The organism is Pseudomonas sp. IT-P74 (genome assembly GCF_949768175.1).
GTDB lineage: Bacteria > Pseudomonadota > Gammaproteobacteria > Pseudomonadales > Pseudomonadaceae > Aquipseudomonas.
In genome coordinates this window covers 1-21,712 of the sequence record NZ_CATKQD010000001.1, presented here as the reverse complement: position 1 = coordinate 21,712, position 21,712 = coordinate 1, and the positions used below count along the sequence as shown (strand labels likewise).

General features: G+C 60.3%; 15 protein-coding genes and 4 pseudogenes. 4 read left to right on the top strand and 15 right to left on the bottom strand.

Annotated elements, in window-relative coordinates; genetic code table 11:
- Positions 1–15: 15 nt before the first annotated feature.
- The 4 genes from ACM6J5_RS00095 to ltnD all read right to left on the bottom strand — a co-directional run bounded on the left by ACM6J5_RS00095 (position 16) and on the right by ltnD (position 4,515).
- Positions 16–1,476, bottom strand: a complete 1,461-nt coding sequence (locus ACM6J5_RS00095) for an SLC13 family permease (protein WP_095945038.1) — start codon at positions 1,474–1,476, stop codon at positions 16–18.
- A 189-nt stretch (positions 1,477–1,665) separates the two neighbouring features.
- Entirely contained in the window at positions 1,666–2,304 is a 639-nt protein-coding gene (locus ACM6J5_RS00090) for an aldolase (protein ID WP_095945037.1), read from the bottom strand.
- Entirely contained in the window at positions 2,301–3,599 is a 1,299-nt protein-coding gene (gene otnK / locus ACM6J5_RS00085; RefSeq protein ID WP_414927538.1) for a 3-oxo-tetronate kinase, read from the bottom strand. The genes ACM6J5_RS00090 and otnK overlap by 4 nt, the downstream gene beginning before the upstream one ends.
- Positions 3,600–3,609: 10 nt before the next feature.
- Complete coding sequence (ltnD, locus tag ACM6J5_RS00080; protein ID WP_414927537.1) at positions 3,610–4,515, bottom strand: L-threonate dehydrogenase; 906 nt, start codon at positions 4,513–4,515, stop codon at positions 3,610–3,612.
- Between the two features lie 688 nt (positions 4,516–5,203).
- Between ltnD and ACM6J5_RS00075 the strand changes: the two are divergent.
- Positions 5,204–5,419, top strand: a pseudogene (locus ACM6J5_RS00075) (site-specific integrase); the annotation flags it as partial.
- Positions 5,420–5,429: 10 nt separating this feature from the next.
- Here ACM6J5_RS00075 and ACM6J5_RS00070 read toward each other — a convergent pair.
- Positions 5,430–5,693 (bottom strand): annotated as a pseudogene (locus tag ACM6J5_RS00070) (MFS transporter); the annotation flags it as partial.
- 45 nt (positions 5,694–5,738) lie between these two features.
- Positions 5,739–6,326, bottom strand: a pseudogene (locus ACM6J5_RS00065) (alpha/beta hydrolase); the annotation flags it as partial.
- On the opposite strand from ACM6J5_RS00065, the gene ACM6J5_RS00060 reads away from it, so the two are divergent.
- Complete coding sequence (locus ACM6J5_RS00060; protein WP_414927641.1) at positions 6,310–7,164, top strand: LysR family transcriptional regulator; 855 nt, start codon at positions 6,310–6,312, stop codon at positions 7,162–7,164. The pseudogene ACM6J5_RS00065 and the gene ACM6J5_RS00060 overlap by 17 nt on opposite strands.
- Positions 7,165–7,316: 152 nt before the next feature.
- Here ACM6J5_RS00060 and ACM6J5_RS00055 read toward each other — a convergent pair whose 3' ends face one another.
- From ACM6J5_RS00055 to ACM6J5_RS00030, 6 genes are all read right to left on the bottom strand, one after another.
- A complete protein-coding gene (locus ACM6J5_RS00055) occupies positions 7,317–8,147 on the bottom strand; it encodes an HpcH/HpaI aldolase/citrate lyase family protein (protein ID WP_414927536.1) in 831 nt (276 codons plus the stop codon).
- A 13-nt stretch (positions 8,148–8,160) separates the two neighbouring features.
- Complete coding sequence (locus tag ACM6J5_RS00050) at positions 8,161–9,375, bottom strand: CaiB/BaiF CoA transferase family protein (RefSeq protein ID WP_414927535.1); 1,215 nt, start codon at positions 9,373–9,375, stop codon at positions 8,161–8,163.
- The gene (locus ACM6J5_RS00045) at positions 9,365–10,732 is read right to left on the bottom strand and encodes an MmgE/PrpD family protein (protein WP_414927534.1); all 1,368 of its coding nucleotides are present in this window, start codon (positions 10,730–10,732) and stop codon (positions 9,365–9,367) included. Before ACM6J5_RS00045 ends, ACM6J5_RS00050 begins: the two co-directional genes overlap by 11 nt.
- A gap of 12 nt (positions 10,733–10,744) precedes the next feature.
- Positions 10,745–11,905, bottom strand: coding sequence for an acyl-CoA dehydrogenase family protein (locus ACM6J5_RS00040; protein WP_414927533.1), 1,161 nt, complete (start codon positions 11,903–11,905; stop codon positions 10,745–10,747).
- A 40-nt stretch (positions 11,906–11,945) separates the two neighbouring features.
- Positions 11,946–12,773, bottom strand: coding sequence for a MaoC family dehydratase N-terminal domain-containing protein (locus tag ACM6J5_RS00035; protein WP_414927640.1), 828 nt, complete (start codon positions 12,771–12,773; stop codon positions 11,946–11,948).
- Between the two features lie 102 nt (positions 12,774–12,875).
- Positions 12,876–13,739 carry an MBL fold metallo-hydrolase gene (locus ACM6J5_RS00030; RefSeq protein WP_414927532.1) on the bottom strand — a complete coding sequence of 288 codons (864 nt, stop codon included), beginning with the start codon at positions 13,737–13,739 and terminating at the stop codon, positions 12,876–12,878.
- 186 nt (positions 13,740–13,925) lie between these two features.
- On the opposite strand from ACM6J5_RS00030, the gene ACM6J5_RS00025 reads away from it, so the two are divergent.
- Positions 13,926–14,918, top strand: coding sequence for a LuxR C-terminal-related transcriptional regulator (locus ACM6J5_RS00025; RefSeq protein ID WP_414927531.1), 993 nt, complete (start codon positions 13,926–13,928; stop codon positions 14,916–14,918).
- A gap of 66 nt (positions 14,919–14,984) precedes the next feature.
- On the opposite strand, the gene ACM6J5_RS00020 is transcribed toward ACM6J5_RS00025, so the two are convergent.
- Both ACM6J5_RS00020 and ACM6J5_RS00015 read right to left on the bottom strand, forming a co-directional pair.
- Positions 14,985–16,352, bottom strand: coding sequence for a DUF1329 domain-containing protein (locus ACM6J5_RS00020; RefSeq protein WP_414927530.1), 1,368 nt, complete (start codon positions 16,350–16,352; stop codon positions 14,985–14,987).
- A gap of 26 nt (positions 16,353–16,378) precedes the next feature.
- Complete coding sequence (locus tag ACM6J5_RS00015; RefSeq protein ID WP_414927529.1) at positions 16,379–18,286, bottom strand: DUF1302 domain-containing protein; 1,908 nt, start codon at positions 18,284–18,286, stop codon at positions 16,379–16,381.
- Between the two features lie 295 nt (positions 18,287–18,581).
- Between ACM6J5_RS00015 and ACM6J5_RS00010 the strand changes: the two genes are divergently transcribed.
- Positions 18,582–21,101: a LuxR C-terminal-related transcriptional regulator gene (locus ACM6J5_RS00010; RefSeq protein WP_414927528.1), complete on the top strand. Its 2,520-nt coding sequence runs from the start codon at positions 18,582–18,584 to the stop codon at positions 21,099–21,101.
- Between the two features lie 96 nt (positions 21,102–21,197).
- On the opposite strand, the pseudogene ACM6J5_RS00005 reads toward ACM6J5_RS00010, so the two are convergent.
- Positions 21,198–21,671 (bottom strand): annotated as a pseudogene (locus ACM6J5_RS00005) (LuxR C-terminal-related transcriptional regulator); the annotation flags it as partial.
- Positions 21,672–21,712 lie beyond the last annotated feature (41 nt).

Sequence of the window (21,712 nt, the reverse complement as noted above, 5' to 3'; positions counted from 1 at the left end):
TCCTGAGATAAAGGGTTAGACAAAGGGCCAGATCAGCAGGGTAATACAGAAACCCAAGGTACCAAGCAAAGTGGTCATCACTGTCCAGGTGCGCAGACCGTCGGCCACGTTCAGGCCTGACAGCTTGGTGAAGATCCAGTAACCGGCGTCATTGATATGGGACATGGCCAACCCGCCACCGCCCATGGCCAGGCACAGCAGGGCCATGTGGTTCGGGGTGAGATCGAGGGTCGCAATCAGCGGGCTGATGATGCCGGCAGTGGTCACCAGCGCCACCGTGGTCGAGCCCTGCACCGCGCGCAACAGCATGGTCAGCAGAAAACCCAGGGCCAGCACCGGCAGACCGGTGGTGCGCAGCATGTCGGAGACCACGGCGCCGATCCCGGTATCCACCAGCACCTTGCCGAACACGCCACCGGCGCCGGCAATCAGGATCACCATGGCCACACCGGGCAACGCCGAGCCGATCACGTCCGATACCTGAGTGCGGCTCCAGCCCCGGCGCGAACCGAGCAGCCAGGCACACAGCAAGGTGTCGATCAGCAGCGCCACCAGTGGCGCACCGAGCACGGTCATGATGCCACGCAGAATCGATTCGGCAGGCAGCAACGAGGTAGACAGCGTCCCCAGCAGGATCAGAATGATCGGCAGCAGGATCAGGCTGACGATCAGGCCAAAACCTGGTGCCGGTGCCGGCGGCAATTTGGAAACGATGCTGCTGGTCGACTCTTCCAGGCCCATGTGTGACACGGCTTCAGCCGCTCGCTCAGCGCTGATGTCGTTGCCATTGGACCAGGCCGCGAGATCCTCGTTGGTGACATGCGGGCCATAGACCTCGGCACGAATATCGTCAGTCATCGGGTACGCCCGACGGGTCATGCGCCCGGCCACGCGGTAGCCGACAAAGCAAAGGAACGCGGTGATCGGCAAGCCGAACATCAGCACGCGACCCAGGTCCGCACCCAATTGACTGGCAGCGGCCACTGCACCCGGGTGCGGTGGCAGGAAGGCGTGTACGGTCAACAACGCAGCGCACATCGGCAACGCAAACACCAACAGCGGCTTGCGTGCGCGCCGGGCAATACCATAGGCCAGCGGCATGAGGATGATCACGCCGACTTCGAAGAATACCGGTACCCCGACCATGAAGCCGGCAATCGTCAACGCCAGGGGCGTACGACGGTTGCCGAAGCGGGCAATCAGCGTCTTGGCCAGCGCCTCGGCACCGCCGGAAAGCTCGATGATCCGCCCGATCATCGCGCCCAGGGCAATGATGATTGCGATATGACCCAGGGTCTTGCCCATGCCGCCTTCAATGGTGGCAACCAGATCGGCCGGTTTCACCCCGGCCACCAGTGCCACCAGAATGCTCACCAGCATCAAGGCCACGAAGGGCTGGAACTTGTACTTGAGCACCAGGAACAACAACAGCGCAATGCCTGCCCCGGCGGTAATCATCAGGATTAACGGGCTCATTTCACAAACCCTCCACACCGGGTAAATGAAAGGGTTCTGCCACTGGATCTGAAGCTGCCGCAGTGAAGGTGAGTCATGCTTGGATTTCCTGTTGTTATTGTTTTTTAAGGCAAGCCGGGGGCGTCGAGAGTCCCTGTGCGTCTCCCGGGCAGAGCCTGTGTTATCGATCTGTCGTGTTAAGACAATGCGTTACCAGTGCGCACCAAAGGTTGTTCGCAGTTCGTCCAGCGCCACCTGATCCAGCGGTTCAGGCTTGGGATTGCTCATCAGCCAGAGCCGTGCGGTTTCCTCGAGTTCTTCCAGGGCGTAGCTGGCCCTGGAAACCGAACTCTCCCAGACCACCGGCCCCAGCCGTTCGAGCATCACGCCGCGAACGCTGTTGGCCAGCAGCGCGACCTGTTCGGCAACCTTCGGCGAACCGGGTCGCTGGTAGGCAATCAACGGGATATGCCCGACTTTCATGACCTGATACGGCGTCAGCGGCGGCAGAATGTCGTTCGCCTGCCAGACACCGGCCAGCGTCAACGCCACCAGATGGGTGGAGTGGGTATGCACCACGCCGCCGACATTCGGGTTGCGGTCGTAGACCTGGCGATGCAACGCCAGAGTCTTTGAAGGTTTGTCACCGGACACCCATTCACCCGCCAGATTGACCTTGGCGATGGTGGCCGGATCAAGGCGCCCGAGGCAGACATCCGTCGGCGTGATCAACCAGCCGTCATCCAGGCGTGCGCTGATATTGCCGGCGCTGCCGACGGTGTATCCGCGCTGGTAAAGGCTGCGGCCAACCTCACAGATTTCTTCGCGCAGGGCGTTCTCGTTGCTCATTGCACACCTCCGGCCTGGGCGAGTTGGTTCAAGGCTTTACTGAAGAAATCCCGGCCACCGAAGTTGCCCGATTTGAGTGCCAGCGCCAGTGGTTCGTCGGTACTGCTGACCGTCGCTGGAACACCCGGATCGATCTGCGCGCCGATTTGCAGCAGTTGCACGCCCAACGCCTGGACCACAGCGCCCGAAGTTTCTCCGCCGGCAATCACGAAGCGGCGCACGCCGCTCTGGCGCAGACCCTGGGCAATTTCGCCAAAGGCGTTTTCCACCAGACTGCCAGCCTGCTCGACGCCCAATTGCTGTTGCACCGACTTGACCTCCTCCGGTGAGCAGGTGGCGTAGATCAATACGGTTTGCTCGTTATCACGGGCGAAGGCCAAGGCTTGCGCCACCACCGCTTCCCCCGCCGCCAAGGCCAACGGATCAATCCGCAAAGCCGGACGACCGGCTTCGAGCCAGGCCGCCACTTGCCCATTGGTGGCGATCGAAGCACTGCCGGCCAACACCACTTCCCCGCCGGACACCGCCGGAAGTTTCGAGGCGTCGAGATCGCGCAACTTGCTGGCGCGACGGAAGTTTTCCGGCAGGCCCAGGGCCAGCCCCGAGCCACCGGTCAACAACGGCAGATCGGCGCAGGCGCGACCCAGGGTGTACAGATCGCTGTCCGACAAGGCATCAGCGATGGCCATGCCGACACCTTGAGCCCTCAGCTCGGCGATTCGCGCCCGCACCTGCTCAGTGCCACGGGCAATCGTGTCGTAGCGCAACAGGCCGACATTCAGACGGGTCTGCGATTGCAGGACGCGCACCAGATTGGCATCGGTCATTGGCGTCAGCGGATGGTTCTGCATGCCCGACTCGCTGAGCAGTTGATCCTGCACAAACAGATGGCCGCGAAAGATCGTCCGGCCATTCTCCGGGAACGCCGGGCACGCCAGGGTAAAGTCGCTACCCAGTGCGGCCAGCAGTGCTTCGCTGGCCTGGCCGATATTGCCGGCCGCAGTGGAGTCGAACGTCGAGCAATACTTGAAAAAAATCTGTTCGCAGCCTTGTTCACGCAGCCAGGCCAGCGCGGCGAGGGACTGCTCGACTGCTTCGGCGACCGGCGTGGTACGCGACTTCAGGGCAATGACGATCGCATCGGCATCAAGCCCGGCCGCCACTTCCGCGCTCGGAATGCCAATGCTTTGCACGGTGCGCATACCGCCGCGCACCAGCATGTTGGCAAGGTCCGTGGCCCCGGTGAAATCGTCAGCGATGCAGCCCAGCAGCGGGCGTGCGGTGGAGTTAGTCATGGGGTGTTCCTCAAACAGGCTCAGGCTTGGCGGTTGGCAATTCGATGCCCGGGAAAATCTTGATGACCGCCGAGTCGTCCTCGCGGCCGAAGCCGGCACTGGATGCCTGCATGAACATCTGGTGAGCGGTGGCCGACAGCGGCAACGGGAATTTGCTGGTCCGGGCGGTATCCAGCACCAGGCCCAGGTCCTTGACGAAAATATCCACGGCGGACAACGGCGTGTAGTCAGCCTTGAGAATGTGCGGCACGCGGTTTTCGAACATCCAGGAATTACCGGCGCTGTGGGTGATCACCTCATACAGCGCATCGGCATCGACCCCTTCACGCAGGCCCAGCGCCATGGCTTCGGCAGAAGCGGCAATATGTACCCCGGCGAGAAGCTGGTTGATGATCTTGACCTTCGAACCCAGGCCATGAACGTCACCCAGGCGATAAACCTTGCCGGCCATGCCAGCCAGGATCGACTCAGCCTTGGCGTAGGCGTCGGCCGGGCCCGAGGTCATCATGGTCATCTCGCCAGCCGCAGCCTTGGCCGCGCCACCGGAAATCGGTGCATCCAGATACAGCAGGCCCAGCGCGGCCAGACGCTGGCCAAGATCCACGGCGTAGGTCGGAGCGACTGTGGCGCAGCCGATCACCAGGCTGCCCGGGCGCAGAGAGGCCACGGCCCCACCCTCACCAAACAATACGGTCTCGGTCTGCTCGGCGTTGACCACCACAGTGATGATCACGTCACACTCAGCGGCCATATGCGACGGTGACAGGCAAGCCACACCACCCTCCCCGGCGAACTGCTCTGTTACGGCAGTACGCACATCACAGGCATGCACATTAAAACCGCTGCGCAACAACGAGCGGGCAATGCCCAGCCCCATCGCGCCCAGACCGACTACACCGACATTCTTGTTATTCATGGGGTACTCCAGTGGAAAGCAGCGACTGCCGCCTGCGAGGCACAGACGTTGGCCGCTTTGTGAATAGGGCCAGACAGAATCAGCACCGTGCAGACCAACCAGCCGAAGGGCGCTGTGATTCAGGACGGAACATCAAGGCCATCCTTTTTTTGTCGTGTTATCAGGTTGTCATACCGGATGCTGCAGATCATCTACCAGTGATCGGATTATGTGAAGTATTTTTTACCAATAACATTTTTTAACATTGCCTCACCGCACAGGAACGAGATGGGGTCTCCCTACGGATTACAAGCAGCCAAAAGCAGTCGGGCCGCAAAGAGTGGCTCGTCTTGCGTGATGTGAGAGTGGCTCGAAACACTGGGAACAGGATTAGATCAGCGCGCCTGGTGGTCATGGATACCGGACAGCCGATGACCACTGGCGTGCTCAGGAACAGGTTTTATGAAGCGAGGGAGGTAGTCAGTAGCGAATTGCGGAAAGGATTTTTTGATTGCAGAAAAAACTAAGGGCCTGCATGAGGTATCTCACGCAAGCCCTTGATATTCATGGTGCCGAAGCCGGAATCGAACTTTTCTCTTTGTTATTGAAAATAAAGGGAAATATTTAGTTCGAAAATTTTTCTACCTCTATGTGTACCCTCAGTCTACGAGCAGACTCAGTATTGAGCGTTGCTACCGGTTTCCACCGACAATTAAAAACGACGAAGGTGAAAACGCCGACCGTCCAGGATCTGGCCAAGGCGTGGCTGTTGGATGGCGTGGCGCGTAAAGACGGCAATGCCGAGTTGCAATGACGCTTTAACAAGGACCTTTTTCCGGCACTCGGCAAGACCGCGGTGAGCAGCGTCTCCGAACACGATGTTCGGGCGCTGATCCGCGCCGTGGTCAACCGCAGCGCTCACCGGTAAGCCATCTTGAGCCCGCAAGCCTGGAAATCGAAAGGCTTGTCAGCACCGCGAAGGCGCCGGAGATGGCGATCCCATACCCGGCCAGTCCTTCACTGATCTGCAGATCCGATGCAATCGGCGTGAGCAAACTGACCGGCATGAACTCCGAAGCGATCAGCGTGAATACGCACAGTGTCATCGCAAAGATGCCACTCCAATAAGCCGGCAGTTCCCCAGTCTCCGGCGTGCCGAGGGCATCACTTGCCGGGGTGTCGAATACTTGAGCCGTCATTCAAAAACCTCTCTTCAAATAGTTGTTGGCTGAAACACTGGCCTTTTAGCCAACCACCGTCAGGTGCCGGGTAAAAAAGGCGGTGAGCTTGGTCCAGGGAATCAAGTTCACGCGGTCGTACAGATCCACGTGACCCGCGCCGGGAACCCAGGCCAGTTCCTTAGGTTCGGCGGCACGTTGGTAGGCGTCCTCGCTGAACTCTCTGGAGTGAGTTTGATCGCCAGCGATGAACAGCAGCGGACGCGGGGAAATCGTCTCGATATCGTTGAATGGATAGAAATTCACGAACCTGACTTCACTGCTCAAGGCCCGGTTTTGCGTCAGTTCCAACGTTCTGCCATGAGGGATATGGATGCTGCGTGGCGTACGGTAGAAGTCCCAGAACTCACGAGTCACTGGGTCTGCATCTTTGCCAAGCTGCAGTGGCAAGTAGTTGAGGAAATGCATTTGCCCGGTAGAAAACTCGTCGTAGCGTTGCTCGGCGGCTTTGGCGAGCATGGCCTGGCGTTGCTCGACAGTCACTGAGCGCCCCAGACCATGACGGGTAACGGCGCCCATGTCGTACATGCTGACGGTGGCCACGGCTTTCAAACGCAGATCCATCTTGGCCGCACTGATGGCAAAGCCACCGCTGGCTTTCCTGGCGGTGGCGCGCGATCAAAGCTTTACCAAAGCCACCGCGAAACTGGGCATTACGCCTTCTGCGTTGAGTCATACGATCCGGGCACTTGAACAACGACAGGGGATACGTCTGCTGGCCCGCACGACACGCAATGTGTCGCCAACAGAGGCGGGAGAAAGATTGATGCGCTCGATCGCCCCGCTTTTTGATCAGATCGCTGTTGAGCTTGAAGCCTTGAGCGAATTACGGGACAAGCCCAGTGGCACGATTCGTATTTCCTGCACTGACGATCAGATTGAGTTGTGCATTCGGCCGATGCTTGCAGGCTTCTTAAAGAATTACCCAGATATCACACTGGAGTTCTACGTCGACTATGGATTCACCAACGTGGTCGAGGGTCGCTTCGATGCCGGCATTCGCATGGGCGAATCGATCAGCAAGGATATGATTGCGGTTCGCATAGGACCGGATTGGCGGTTGGCGGTGGTGGGATCTGCGGCGTATTTCGAACGCAAACCGGCACCAGCGACGCCCCATGATTTGACAGCCCATGATTGCGTCAATATTCGACACAGGCCATCAGGGGCGATTTACGCCTGGGAGTTTGAACGAGATGGCCAGGCGTTTACGGTCAAGGCAGATGGACAACTCGTTTTCAACAGCATCATGCATGTACTCAATGCCGCCGTTGATGGCGTTGGTCTGGCCTACGTACCAGAGGAATTGGTCGCACCGTATCTGGCCGACTGGTGCCCTGAGTATCAGGGTTACCATTTGTATTACCCCAACAGACGCCAGGCATCTCCCGCCTTTTCTGCATTGGTCGAGGCGCTGAAATATAGACGCTGAGTGTTCTGCATTCGACTCGCTGCAACGTCTGCTTGATGGCCAAGCAGGCGTGCGAGGTGATAACGTCAAATACGTTGTCGGTAGTGGCTGACCGAGGTTACTTCAAAAGCGAACAAATTCAGCATGAAACCCACGTCCCGTCGGATTTTCGGCTAAATGGCAGTTCGGACAGTTTCGAATGCCAGCAGTCGCCGCGCCCGGCCAATCACCGGAGCGTCGACCATTTCCCCATCGACCTTTAACGCCGCGTCCCCGCACTCTGCCGCTTGCAATACACGTTGCGCCCACGCCAGTTCTTCAGCGCTCGGCGCCAGCACGGCATGAACTACGGACACCTGGCGCGGATGAATGCACAACGCACCGGCCATGCCCATGTCACGCCCGCGCAGCATCGCATGGGTCAGCCCCGAATCGTCGGTAAAGGCCGGGTAAACGCTATCCAGCGGCGACTGCAACCCATTGACCCGCGAATGCAGGAGCAAGGCGAAACGGATCTGATCGAAGATACGGTCGGCGGCACTGCCGCCAGCTTTCATGCCCAGATCGAGCGCCAGATCAAGCGCACCAAAGGTCAGGCCTTGCACTCCTGCGCAAGCTGCTATCTCTGCGACCGAAAGCATTCCCTGCGCGCTTTCAATAATCGGCCAGACGGGTTTTCCACTCCTAGCAACGTGATCTACCTGAGCCGCAGACTCAGTCTTGGGCAACATAATCGCGGCGACATCGGGATGCTGGCGACAGAGGTCCAGATCGGCTTGATGCTCAGCAGTGTCGGCGGCATTGATGCGCACCAGCAACCGCACATCCCTTTGCCACATGATGAACTCGGTGAGATGTTTACGGGCCATCGCTTTATCTGCCGGCGCTACGGCATCCTCAAGATCGATGATGACTGCATCGGCGCCGCTGGCCAGCGCCTTGGCGAAACGTTCAGGGCGGTTGCCCGGCACGAACAACGCCGAGCGAATAAGTGAATGGGTCATTTTCCTGCCTCTGTCAGCCGTTCTGAACGATGCCTGCTTCATTCAGGCGTTGAATGTCCACAGCGCTGTAACCCAGCTCGGCGAGGACGCTGCTGCTGTGCTGGCCAAGCCCCGGTACCGCGGCCATGCGCGGTGCATAAGCATTACTGGTGGCGGGCGGCAACAGAGTCGGCAACGTGCCCACCGGGCTGGTGACTTGTGTCCAGCGGTCTCGCGCCTTCAGCTGCGGATGCTCCCAGACACCAGACATGTCGTTGACCTGGGCATTGGCGATTTGCGCCGCATCCAGCCTTTCGATGACGGTCGCGGCATCCAGGTGTGCGAACACCTCGATAATGATTGCGTACAAAGCCTGACGGTTGTCCGAGCGCTTGAAGTTGGCGCTAAAGCGCTCGTCGTCGATCAACTCGGGACGTTGCAGCACCCGTTCACAGAACTGCACCCATTCACGCTCGTTTTGCAGCCCGATCATGACGGTGCCGCCGTCGCCTGACGGGAACGGGCCATAGGGATAAATCGTCGCGTGAGAGGCCCCAGTGCGTTGCGGTGGCGTGGCGTCCTCAAAGGCGTAGTACATCGGAAAGCCCATCCACTCAACCAGGCTTTCCAGCATGGAAATCTCCACACGACTACCCTGCCCGGTCCTGTCTCGCAGCAGCAAAGCCGAGAGAATTCCGGTGTAGGCGTACATCCCGGCGGAGATGTCGGCGATCGAACAACCCGCCTTCGCCATGCCCTCCTGCGCGTCGTTGCCGGTCACGGACAGAAAACCGCTTTCGCTCTGGATCAGCAGGTCGTAGGCCTTTTTGTCTTCGTAGGTACCACCTTCGCCATAACCGGAAATGTCGCAGACAATCAGTTGTGGAAAGTCCTTGTGCAACGCTTCGAACGACAGGCCCATCCGCGCGGCGGCACCCGGTGCAAGGTTTTGCACCAGCACGTCGGCGTGCTGCAATAGCTGTTCGAGGATGACCCGGGCCTCCTGCTGCTTGAGATCTAGCGCGATGCTTTCCTTGGAGCGATTGGTCCAGACGAAATGCGACGCCATGCCGCGCACGCGCTGGTCATACCCACGGGCGAAGTCGCCGCTGCCGGGACGCTCGACCTTGATCACTCGCGCTCCCAGGTCAGCCAGCTGTCGCGTGCAGAATGGCGCGGCGATGGCGTGCTCGAGGCTGACCACGGTAATCCCGTCCAATGGGCGCAGGTTCAGGTTTTCACTGTGCATCGTCGATCTCCATCAAACCGTTGAGGTCGGCGGCATCACGCAGACGCCAGACACGTTCGATCAATACGCAGGCCTGATCGCCATCAAGGGCGCCGGAAAATGCCAGCAACCGTCGGAATTTGTCCTCCAGTTCAGGGCGAGAAAGCGTGTTGTCCGGATCACCCTTGGGCGAGTCGATTGCCCCGCGCAGCAGGCGCCCGTCGGTGGTCTGCACTTCAATACGGCCCAACCAACGCTGCGGATAGGCGCAATCGACTTCGGCATCCAGTTGCATCAACACCTTATCGCGAAACTCGGCGACAGCCGGGTCGGTCATGGCCAGACGCTGAAATTCGGGCAGTCCAGCCTTGCCGTGCACGGCGATGAGGCCGAGTACCGTGCCCATGGAGAACTTTGCCTGATGCATGCTCTGCGGCACCGTGACCCGTCCCAATACATCGATTGCGCTCTGATGCACTCGAGTGATCACACTGGCGATCTGCTGATGCTGCAGTTGCTCGCGCTGCATCAACGCCAACAAAGCATCGGCGGCAGGATGGGTATGGCGACACGAAGCGTGGAACTTGAAGGAGGTTTCCAACAGTGCCCATCGGCTGCCGAGGCGATCGGACAGACAGCGTGGCCGGGCGTCGCTGGACATGCCGGCCGCCATGCCCTGCTCGCCCTCGAGGATGTTGCGTGCACCGGTCAAACCGTCGGCGGTCAGGTATGCCGCCAACAACCCATCGGCAGCAGCTTTGGCGGTGTGCAGCTGTTTGGAGTCTGCCGCATCGCGCAGGAATTCCCACAGTCCGGCCGCTTGTGTCCCGGCACTGCCCAGCAAATTGATGAACTGCTCTTCATCGAAGTTCATCAACTTACCGACCGCCACGGCAGCGGCCAGGGTGCCGACCGTTGCGGTGGTATGGAAAGTCCGGTAATGCGAACGGCCGAGGAATTCACCGATGCGGATGCCGGCTTCGTACCCGGCCACCGACGCCAGCAGCAGTTCAGCGCCAGACTTGCCCAGGTCCTGCGCGGCTGCCAGCACGGCGGGAAACACCACGGTGGCCGGGTGCAGTACTGAGCTGTTGTGCAAGTCGTCCTGCTCGACCAGATGCGAAGAGGCACCATTGACCAGCGCGGCAAAGTACGCCGAAGTGCCCTGGCCATTGACCAGCATTGTCGACGGGCCACTGCCAGGGCCCATCGTCGTTGCATAGCGTTCGAACAGCGGTATCGGATGCGCGCCCTGGCTGGCCAGCGCGGAACCCAACCAGTCCAGGAAAAGATCTTCACTGCGGGCAAGTACCGGCTCCGGCAGGTCGGCAAGGCTCAGACGGGCCAGAAATGCCGCCAGTGCATGGGTATGACTCATCGACTTTTTCCTTTAGAAACTGCGAGGCAGCTCGAGCAGGTGCTCGGCCACATAGGACAGGATCAGGTTGGTGGAGATTGGCGCGACCTGGTACAGCCGCGTCTCGCGGAATTTGCGTTCCACGTCGTATTCGCAGGCGAAACCAAAACCGCCGTGGGTTTGCAGGCAGGCATTGGCCGCTTCCCAGGAGGCCTTGGCGGCCAGGTACTTGGCCATGTTGGCGCTGGCGCCGGCGTTGACCCCGCTGTCGTATTGCTCGCAGGCGCGCCAGCGCATCAGGTCGGCGGCTTCAATTTCGATATGCGCCTCGGCAATCGGGAACTGAACACCCTGGTTCTGGCCAATGGGTCGGCCGAACACCACCCGGTCGCGGGCATAGGCACTGGCTTTTTCAATGAACCAGCGCCCGTCACCGATGCACTCGGCGGCAATCAGGGTGCGCTCGGCGTTCAGGCCATCAAGGATGTACTTGAAGCCCTTGCCCTCCTCGCCGATCAGGCTGTCAGCGGGGATCTCCAGGTTGTCGAAGAACAGCTCGTTGGTCTCATGATTGACCATGTTGGCAATCGGCTGCACGGTCAGGCCGTTGCCAATGGCCTCGCGCAGGTCGACGAGGAAGATCGACATGCCCTCGGATTTTTTCTTCACGTCGGCCAATGGCGTCGTGCGCGCCAGCAGGATCATCAGGTCGGAATGCTGGATGCGCGAGATCCACACTTTCTGCCCGTTGATCACGTACTTGTCGCCCTTGCGCACGGCGCTGGTCTTGATCTTGGTGGTGTCGGTGCCCGTTGTCGGCTCGGTCACACCCATCGATTGCAGGCGCAACTCGCCACTGGCCAGTTTCGGCAGGTAATGGTTTTTCTGTGCCTCACTACCGTTTCGCAGCAGGGTGAACATGTTGTACATCTGCCCGTGGACAGTACCGGAGTTGCCGCCGCAACGATTGACTTCTTCCAGGATCACCGAGGCTTCGGCCAGCCCGAGGCCGGAGCCGCCATATTCGACGGGAATCATCGCGGCCAGCCAGCCGGCGTCGGTCAAGGCCTTGACGAAGGTTTCCGGAAAGCCTTTTTCTTCGTCGACCTTACGCCAGTAAGCGACATCGAATTCGGCGCACAATGCCCGTACACCTTCGCGGATAGCATTGAGTTCGTCACTGTTGGGGTTCATCGGTCGTCCTCGATTCTTGTTATGGGAGGGCCAGGAAAAATCAGTCGAAAATCACTTCGGCGCGCTGGGCCACCCCGGTGTCGTTACCCGCCCAGAGCTCAGCCCTGCCGGGCGCGTAGAGGCGTCCGCCAACGATGAAGGGCTGCGGCGAAATCAGCGGCCGCAGTCCCCGGTATTCAAAGCGACGCACCTTCGCCTGTGGATTGGCCCGGCAGAAAGCGCGCAGGTTGAGGGTGGCAATCAGCGGGCCATGCACCACCAGGCCGGGGTAGCCTTCCGCTTCAGTGGCGTAAGGCCAGTCGTAATGGATGCGATGGCCGTTGAAGGTCACGGCGCTGTAGCGAAACAACAAGACCGGGGTAGGCGTGATCGACTCCTGCCAACCGGCAAGCGGCAACGCATCGCCGCCGCCGAGTATCGGTGGCGAAGGCTCACGGTAGACAATGTCCTGCTCTTCACGAATCACCAGGCGCCCGTCCTGCACATAGTCGTGGCGCAGGGTCGCAAACAGCAGCGACCCGGTACGCCCGTTTTTTTCCTCGATCTTCAAGACTGTCGTGGTGCGGGTGACTTCAGCGTCGACTCGCAAGTCTTCATGAAACTCTACGCGCCCCCCTGCCCACATCCGGTTGCGATTGTGCCCAGGGGGCAGAATGCCGCTCCTGGCCGGGTGACCATCTTTGCCAAGGTCCTCCTGCGCTACCGCAGGCTGGAAGAACGCCCAGTGCCACAGCGCAGGTAATACCTGCCCCGCTGCGGGAGCATTTTCACCCAGTGTCGCGGCAATTCGCTTGGCCAGGCTGGCACTCAACTGCTCGGTGGTTTGCTCGCTGCGCCCGATCCAGGCGGCATAGGGCGAATCAGTCATGGACGTCATACAAAAAAATCCTGTCAGGGCGCGTTTGAACCATGCTCGGGTGTTCGCGCCGCACGCAGAACTCCCCTTGTCGGGTGGGTGACGGGAAATGCCTCAGTTATCGAATTGATTCAGTGCGCGATATAGATCGAACGCCAGATAGCGCGATTGCCTGTCGCGCATGACCTTGACCATCGCCACATCCGGATCGCGGCTGAAAAAAATTCGGCCACGTTCGCTCACCAGATGGTCGAGCAAGCGTTCTTTCTCGCCAATCAGGCATTCGGGATTGCGGTCATAGCCGCTGGTCATGGCCAGTTCCAACCAATGGCTTCCCGGGATCAGGTCACCGGCGAACAGCACTGGCCCGCCCGGCATGACGATTTCCGGCAGCAATTGCCCGGGGGTATAACCGTCGCTGAGATGAAATTGCCAACCACTGCCGAGCAGATCGCTACCGGTGCCCTTGAGCAACGTCAGGCGATCACTGTCTTCCAGCCGATTGAGGATTGACGAGATGAACAATGCCCGGTCACGCGGATGCGGATGACGGGCGCGATCCCAATGACGCTCGCCCACGAGGTAACGGGCATTGGGGAACAACAGGCGAGGCGTTTCACCGTTCGCGATGACACTGCGCAGTTGCGACGACAGCCGCGCATGCAGGTGAACGAGCACCACGACGTGAATATCGTCCTCGCCCAAACCGTACTGGGCCAACGAATCAAGCAAGCCCTTGGTGTGTTGTTGGCAGCGGCAGGTTCTTGGCAATGGCGCCAGGAGCGCTTCACTGCCCGCCAGCACCAGAATGTTCTTCTGACCCTCTTGCACCAATAAGGCACGCGACGCAAGCCGGATCTGGTTTTCATGATCGGGACTGATCCAGTCAGACCAACGCGAGCGCGGTGTGTTGCCGAACATGACGCCGCCATCAAGCCTTCGACTTGTTCCAGTCAATGCGGAAATACGACGGTTCATTGCGTGATTTACCTTGAATGAAGATGACGTTCGGAACTGTTTTTCAATGCTATGAGCAGCCCGCCAATGAATCGACGGTCGAAGGTATGAACTCATGGAGCAAGCGTATGACGTCCGAAAGAACGTACGGTGGAAGGACTTTGAGTCTCGCGATTTTGCTCCTCGCCGCCCCATGGAAAACCGAGGATGGTGACTGGATTTACCGGGGTCACCGATATGCTCGACACCCTTGAGAGCCATGAACCCGATGAACTGGATCAGGCCGGGCTACTGCCGGCTGGCATACCGACCGAACTCAGTCAGGCCAGCGCGCCTGACACCCTGATCACCCGCCATGTGCTGATGGCGCGTCTTGCGCTGGCACGTGGTGAGCGGGAGACCTGGCTGCGGTTACTGGTGGAGCTTGAGCGGTTCGGCCAACAATCCGGCTCTCTGCGTATCCAGCGTTCAGTCTGGCTCGAGCGCGCCCGCGTGGCGACGTTGAGCAAGCAACTGGACGTGGCGCAACTGGCCTTGCAGTCGGCGCAAAGTGTCAGCGAACCGCAACCTCCTGAAAGCCTGTTGCCCTGTGACGAACTCGACAACCTGCTGATCGCCCGCCAACGCTTGAACATCGCCCAGGGCAACTGCAACGCTGCCGTCGAAGACCTGCTTGAGGCCATCTACATTGCACAGGCCAGTTCCCATCGCCGCCGCGAGATCAAGTTGCAGCTAATGCTGGCCATGGCTCAGGACGCTCGCAAACGTACCCGCCTGGCCATGCTGGCACTTGAACAGGCATTGCGACTGGCTGGCGATGAAGGCTTCTGGCAGGGCTTTATCGAGGAAGGTGAGCCCTTGGTTGCCTTGCTGCGTCGCTGGGTCAACCACCGACGCGGGCAAAACGATCAGGCCGTCAACCCAGGCTTCGTGGCTCATTTACTACAGCGCGCGGGTATTGCGCCAGGCCACACCGATGACCCGTCCAGTGTAGGCAACAAGGCTACACCGTTGACCGCAAGGGAGACCCAGGTGTTGCGCCTGTTGGCGATCGGACATCGCAATCGGGTTATCGCGGAAAAAATGTTCCTCAGCGAATGCACGGTAAAAACCCATCTGCATAAAATCAACGTCAAGCTCGGTGCCCGCAGCCGTACCCAGGCACTGGCCATTGCCCGTGACCATGGCTGGCTGGATTGACCCGGCAGACGTTGCCCTGCGGACCGCGGGAACGACCCGCAGTCCACAAGAACGCCGAGCGCCCGCCTATCGGATACCGGCGTTACGCAAGGCCGCTGGAGTGAAGTCAGTCATAGTGGGCTGATAGCTGTAGTCGGTGCCGCGCTTGTTTTCGTTGCCAAGGTTGGACACCACGTAGCGCCCCGCCAGCAAGTCATAGATGCCGATCCCGGCATACACCGCCACACCTTGCTGATAGTCGTTGACCACGTGACCTTCACTGACCCGCCACAACTGGCCGCGACCATCGTACTGGTCGATTTCCACCGCCGCCCAGGTGTCCTCGTCGAAGTACATGTGACGTTTGGCATAGATGTGCCGCTCGCCCGGCTTGAGGGTGCCTTCCACTTCCCAGACGCGGTGCAACTCGTAGCGGGTCAGGTCCTGGTTGATGTGCCCCGGCTTGATGATGTCGGCGTACTTGAGCTTCGGCGATTGCAGTGCATAGCTGTTGTACGGGACATAGATTTCTTTCTTGCCGATCAGTTTCCAGTCGTAGCGGTCAGGCGCGCCGTTGTACATGTCGGCGTTGTCGGCGACACGCAGGCCGTCGGCAGCGGTGCCCGGCCCGTCATACGCGACCTGAGGCGCACGGCGTACGCGACGCTGCCCGGCGTTGTAGGCCCAGGCCATGCGCGGCTGCTTGACCTGATCGAGCGTCTCGTGGATCAGCAACACGCTACCGGCCATTCGCGCCGGCGCCGTCACTGTCTGCTTGGCATAGAACAGGATATTGGCACTCTCCTCAGGCTTGGCATCCGCCATCTTCCACGGCAATCCCGCGGCAATTTCAATGTCGACGATGGTGTAGTCACCGTTGACCTGCGGCGTGGCCTGGGCCTGGCGGTTGATGAAGTTGGTGCCGCGTGAACGGGTCAGGTGATTCCACACCACCTCCAGGCCATTCTTCGGAATCGGGAACGCGTAGTAGTGCGACTGCTCGAAGTTCTTCAGCGCGTAGCCGTCATTGATCGCCTCGGTGGTCAGCGCGCTTTTCTTCGCCGCATCGTACACCGCCTGCGGGGCCGACGCCGTGCGCTGGGTCTTGTACACCGGGATCCTGTAGGTGTCGGGGTAGCGCTGGAACATCGCCAGTTGCCCGGCCGTCAGCTTGTCCTTGTATTGCGAGGCCGTGGTGGTGGTGATCACGAACTGCGGTTTTTCACCTTCGAACGGGTTGCCGAGAAAGTCGTTGGTCATCGGCACGGCGCCGGGCTTGAGGCCACCGCTCCAGGCCGGGATGGTGCCGCTGGCATTGCCGGCCTTTTCACCCCCCAGTGGCGTCAGGGTGGTACCCAGTTTTGCCGCGTCTTCAGGTGAGACGGCGGCCATGATGCTGCTCGACAGCAGACTCAATGCGAGGGTGCCGCATGCAACAAGAATGAATTTTTTCATGGTCTCGATCCTTTGCTGTTGGGCTATCAGAAGTTCACGCCGACGCTGAGTGCAACGTAGTCGCGATCACGGTTGGTGTTGAAATGGCCGCCGAAGTAATCCGTGTAGCTGAGGCTGGCGGTGTAGAGGTTGGCGTAGTCGGCATCCACGCCAACGCTCACGGCCTTCAGTCCTTCCTCGAAGTTCGGGCCGTTGCCCTCGACGTCGTGGGACCAGGCAATGTTCGGCGCCAGGTTCACGCCGGCAAACACGCTCGGATAGTCGAGTCGGCCACGCAGGCGATAGCCCCAGGAGTCGGTGGTGTAGAAACCGTGGCTGTTGCACTCCTGCTGCGGGTTGCTGGGCCGGGTCACACCCGCTGCGGCACCCGGCACCTGGCTTTGTGTCCCGGCACAGGTTTGTGGACCGGTTGCGCCTGGACCCGCTCCGGTCGCCAGCGCGCCGGCCCCAAAAATCGTGCTGCGGCCAAAGCGCAGGTCTGTACCGTCGGAGTCCCCCAGACCGTTTATGCGGTTGTAACCTGCTTCGCCGACCAGGGTCAGGCGACTGGCACCCATGACCTGATCGAAAAATTGCGTGGCGGTCACTTGGGTTTGCAGCACCGGCATGCGCTCATAACCCTGGAGTTTTGCCCCGGCAGCGTTTTGCGACTGGCCGGCAATGAACAACGGCGAGTTCTTGTTGCCCGTCGCCGCCAGATTGAGGTCGGCACCGTTGAGTTGCAGCGGCATGTTCGGTCGGTAGCTGATTTCGCCACCCAATGAAGTACCCGCCACGTTGGTCGCGAAGCTAAGCCCGTAGAGGCGGATGTCTTCGGGGTAAACCACGTGATAGCTCGCGGTGCGGATCGAGTTGATCGCGCCCGGCACCGTCGCCAAACCGGCACCGGTGTTGGCGGTCACGGTCGCGCGGGTGAAATCGAGATTGGGGTTGCGGCTGTGATAGTTGAGGAAATAGGCGCCAAACTCGGTGTCATTGAAGTCCGGTGCAAACCAGCGCAAGGCCAGGCCGAACTGACCGCTGTCACGAGCGTCCTTGGTCTTGGTACGCGTTACGTAGGCGTTATCCACGCCGCCGCCTTGAGCGCGTGTTCCCGCCACTTGCAGCCCTGAACCGGTATTGGTCGCCACACCGGGCGGCAGGTCGAGGCCGGCAATCACAGCGCGGTCGTTGCAGCCATCCGGCGTCACGTCGTTACCGAAGAAGGTGCCGCAGTTGTCGATTACCGAAGGTGCCCATTCGATCTGGTAGAACGCTTCGGCGGTGACGTTTTCGGTGAGTCCCTGTGACACGTACAACATGTTCACCGGGATCAGGCCTTCCTTGACCTCGGCACCGGGTCGGCGTAGCGCCGCGACGTCGATCGGGTTGATGCTGTTGATCGAGTTGCCGATGAAGGTGCTTTCGCCCCAGCTGACCACTTGCTTGCCCAGGCGCACGTTGCCTTGCAATTCGTCGAGCGTGTAGTTGTGGTAGACGAAGCTGTCGAGGAACATTGCCCCGGACGATTTGGCCGCGCGCTGGCGACCATGATCGTCGATGTCATAGAACGGACGGCTCTCATCCATCAACTCGAAGTCATACCAGTATTTGCCACGCACGAATGCGCCGCTGTCACCGTATTTCAACTCCAGGTCATGCACCCCCTTGAAGATCTTCGAGAACGTTTCGCCCTTCTTGAAGTTCAGCCGGTTGTCATCGCTGGTACGCGATGACGACCCGCCGCGCACACCTTGCGAGTTGAAGTTGGAAATGAAATCCGGATCCGGTCCGCGTGCTGCCCAACTGGCACCTACCGACAGCGAGCTGTCGAAACTGCCCTGAATCTCCCCGACGCTAAAATTCACTGCGCAAGCCTGCGTGCTAATCCCCAGGGCGACTGCTGCTGCCAGCAACTGCGGCTGAAAGATTGCGCGCGTTGTTGTTTTTGTCATGCGGCTCTCCGAAATACTACGGATGTGTTGGAGCGCCAACAGTAGGGACTGCGCCGTCACTCGGGACATCCCCTGATGGGGTAATTTGGGATTACCCGTGTGGGTGATTAGCACTTTGCCATCGATACAAGAAGTAACGCCGCTTGGGAGCTTTCTGAAATCGTCCGCTTTTCAACCGAAAAGGGTATTGCCCAAGGTGGCCGGACTGCGGATTCTTTCGCGCAGTAACCGCTCAGTCATCAGCCCGCTTCGGACTCGACGCAGGCGCATCGTCATGCGGTCCCGGGAGAACGAAATGTCGCAGTCCCTTTCAGCCGTTACCTTGCTGGCCAGCAAACCTGTCAGCCTGATGCCCGACGATCTTTCCACACCTTGCGCGCCGCTGTTGGCACGCCAACACCTGGTGTCGTGGATGCTTGAAAAGCCGCAACGCCTGCGCTTGCTCTGCGCGCCGGCGGGATATGGCAAGACTTCACTGGTCAGGCAATGCCGGGCGCGATCCGTATTGGCACCGTTGACCCTGCAACTCAATCTGGCGGGACAACCGCTGTCACTGGCACGGTTTTGCACGCGCATCGTCGAACAACTGGGCGATCACCCGCCCTCGATCGACACCGGCCCCGCACTGCTGGGTTGGCTGGAAGGACGGCAAGAACCCTGCATCATGATCCTTGACGATTATCCCGCCCGGGCCGACACCGAACTCGATGCCTGGATCGATCACCTGCTCCTGCACTCGTCTGCCCCCATTCAACTGTGGGTCAGTTGCCGACAACGCCCAACCTGGAACCTGCCACGCCTGCTGCTTGAAGGTGAGCTGCTGGAGCTCGATAGCCGGGCACTGGCCCTTTCCCGTGAGGAGTCTGACGCTCTGGTGCGGTTGATCGCGCCAGCAACGGTGGACGCGAGCCTTGAGGCCATGTGGCGGCAGACACGGGGCTGGTGCGCCGGCCTGCGTTTGCTGCTGACGTCCCCGGGCAGCCTGCACACCGGTTCGCGAATGTTGTGCGACTACCTCGAGCGTGAATTGCTGGCGCATTTGAGTGCAGAGGAATGCCGTTTGCTGCGGGGGCTGGCATACCTGCCTCGGTTCAGCGAAAGCCTGTGTGCCGAGTTGTGGGAGGAGCTTGACGACAAGACCGCCGTGCACCGCTTGCTGCTCTCGCAGGCGTTCTTCCAGCCACTGGACAGCAGCGGGCAGTGGCATTGCATGCTGCCAGCCGTGGCGCAGGCATTGCAGGGCAGGAACGACCTCAACGAACTCAATCGACTGCGCCTGCGTGCCTGTCGGGGGTTGAGTACGGCGGGGTGCATCGAAGATGCCATCGACCTGGCCTTCAGCGCCGAGCGACCGGATGTGGCGGCCAACTACATGACCACCCTTGATCCGGGCTGGCTGCTGGCCGAACGCAACTTGCCGCGCCTGCTCGAGTGGCGCAGGCACTTGCCCGCGAAGTTGCAATTGAGCACGCCACAACTGGTGATACTCAATGCCTGTGCCTTGATGATGAACACACGTCTGGATGAGGCGCTGGACTGCATGGAGCATCTGAGTCGCTTCCTGCCACAACCCACGGCAGAACAGAACCGACGCCTGCTGGCGGTCTGGCAGGCATTGTGGGGCAGTGTCCAGGGACTTTTGGGCCATTGCACGCTGGCCATGGAGTACTGCCACGCGGCGCTGGATCATCTGGGCGAGGATGATCAGCATGTCGCGTTCGTCTGCAACATCATGCTTGCACGCCTGGCCATGAGCACTGGCGAAACCCTTCAAGCCCAGCAGGTCCTGATGCACGCAATCGAACAGGCCCGACGCCAGGGCAGCCTGGTCAGAGAGGTGCAGACCAACATCCAGCGCATCTGCCTGATGATTCTCTGCGGAGAAAGCGACCTGGCCGAACGCCTGTTGCAAGAGAACTTCCTGCTGTTGCGCGCCGATGGCGACCGACATGTGATGTTACTTGGACGCCTGCTAGTGTTGCAGGGCAAGTTGCATCTGCAACGGGATGAACTGGACAGGTGCGAGAGCGTCCTGGGCCAGGCCCTGCAATTCATTCCCGATCATTGGCTGTCGTTGCTGCTAGCGCTGACGGGCCTCTCGGAAGTTTTTGCCAGCCGGGGCAATTTCCAGCAAGCCTTCGCTTACCTGCAGGACGCCGAACGTCGAATGCAGTGCGCCAATGCTCAGGAAAGCAGCTATCGCGGGGTACTCAACCTGCAAACCCTGAGTGTCCTGATCCACCAGAAAAACTGGAAGCAGGCGCTGCTCATGGCGCAGATGATCGAGCAATACCTGCGTGGCTCCGCCGCACGGCTGACCAGCATTCATGTGCCGTCGCTGCCCGTACACAGCCAGTTGCTGCTTGCGATTGCCGAACACGGCAATGGACAGACCCGGGATGCCTCAAGGCGGCTGGAGACGGCGCTGCGCGAATGCCGGCGCCTGAACTTCCATGGCCTTCAAGCGAAGGCGCTGCGCCTGCTTGAAAGCCTCACCCAGGCCGTGCAAGAACCGCTGCCCGCCCGACTGCCGCCGCCCAACGCCGGATCGTTCAATCTGCTGGTCAGCGAAGCCAGGACTCCCCCGCCGGGCAAATCGGCGGCCTGTTCCAAGAACCATGAAAGGCTCACGGCGCGCGAGGTGGCGGTACTCGAACTATTGGCCGAAGGCTTCTCAAACCGGGAGATCAGCGAACGCCTGTACATCTCGACCAACACGGTCAAGGCGCATATCAAGCACATCAACAGCAAACTGGGGGTGACCCGGCGAGCCCAGGCGGTGATGCGGGCCCGGGCGACGGGCGTTCTGGCATGAATGCTCGTGAGGGTCATCCAGCAGCCCTCTCGCCCTGGCGATGGCAGCGGCTTCGACCTGACCATGGGCGCCCAGCTTGCGATAGATATTGCGCAGATGCGCCTTGACCGTGTGCCCGGAAAGCTGCAAACCGAGGGCGATTGCGCTGACCTGACGGCCTTGCGCGAGCAGCCTGAGGACCTGATGCTCGCGCTCGGTAAGGGCTGCGACGCTGGCCATGGATGGCGAGTGGCCCGTGACAGCAAAACGCTTGAGCAGATCACCGACAAATCCCGGCGCGATGGCCGACGCAAATCCCCGGGTCTGAGCCCAACGCTGCAACAGCGTGGCAAGGCAGGCGCCCTCTTCGACAAAGGTGCTGCGCCAGCCTTCTTCGCTGGCGAACGGCAACACCCCGCTCAGCGCCTCCATTGCCGCAGCGTGCTGCCCCATGCCATCGAGGGCCAGTGCGTAAAGCAGGCGCAGCTTCAGCTTGCGGCGCAGACGACCGCGCTGTTGTGCTTGTTCAATTGCCGGGCGCAACGCCCGAGCCGCCTGGTCAAAACGCCCTTGGGCGATATGCAGGCGCACACGTGCGACGGTCGGTGTGTCCGCATCGTTGGCAAAAAAGA

Coding starts and splice junctions, on each gene's coding strand:
- ACM6J5_RS00040 (WP_414927533.1), bottom strand. CDS start 11,905: ATGAACCCCAACAGTGACGAACTCAATGCTATCCGCGAAGGTGTACGG.
- ACM6J5_RS00030 (WP_414927532.1), bottom strand. CDS start 13,739: ATGAACCGTCGTATTTCCGCATTGACTGGAACAAGTCGAAGGCTTGAT.
- ACM6J5_RS00035 (WP_414927640.1), bottom strand. CDS start 12,773: ATGACTGATTCGCCCTATGCCGCCTGGATCGGGCGCAGCGAGCAAACC.
- ACM6J5_RS00050 (WP_414927535.1), bottom strand. CDS start 9,375: ATGCACAGTGAAAACCTGAACCTGCGCCCATTGGACGGGATTACCGTG.
- ACM6J5_RS00090 (WP_095945037.1), bottom strand. CDS start 2,304: ATGAGCAACGAGAACGCCCTGCGCGAAGAAATCTGTGAGGTTGGCCGC.
- ACM6J5_RS00045 (WP_414927534.1), bottom strand. CDS start 10,732: ATGAGTCATACCCATGCACTGGCGGCATTTCTGGCCCGTCTGAGCCTT.
- otnK (WP_414927538.1), bottom strand. CDS start 3,599: ATGACTAACTCCACCGCACGCCCGCTGCTGGGCTGCATCGCTGACGAT.
- ACM6J5_RS00055 (WP_414927536.1), bottom strand. CDS start 8,147: ATGACCCATTCACTTATTCGCTCGGCGTTGTTCGTGCCGGGCAACCGC.
- ACM6J5_RS00060 (WP_414927641.1), top strand. CDS start 6,310: ATGGCAAAGCCACCGCTGGCTTTCCTGGCGGTGGCGCGCGATCAAAGC.
- ACM6J5_RS00095 (WP_095945038.1), bottom strand. CDS start 1,476: ATGAGCCCGTTAATCCTGATGATTACCGCCGGGGCAGGCATTGCGCTG.
- ltnD (WP_414927537.1), bottom strand. CDS start 4,515: ATGAATAACAAGAATGTCGGTGTAGTCGGTCTGGGCGCGATGGGGCTG.
- ACM6J5_RS00020 (WP_414927530.1), bottom strand. CDS start 16,352: ATGAAAAAATTCATTCTTGTTGCATGCGGCACCCTCGCATTGAGTCTG.
- ACM6J5_RS00025 (WP_414927531.1), top strand. CDS start 13,926: ATGGTGACTGGATTTACCGGGGTCACCGATATGCTCGACACCCTTGAG.
- ACM6J5_RS00015 (WP_414927529.1), bottom strand. CDS start 18,286: ATGACAAAAACAACAACGCGCGCAATCTTTCAGCCGCAGTTGCTGGCA.
- ACM6J5_RS00010 (WP_414927528.1), top strand. CDS start 18,582: ATGTCGCAGTCCCTTTCAGCCGTTACCTTGCTGGCCAGCAAACCTGTC.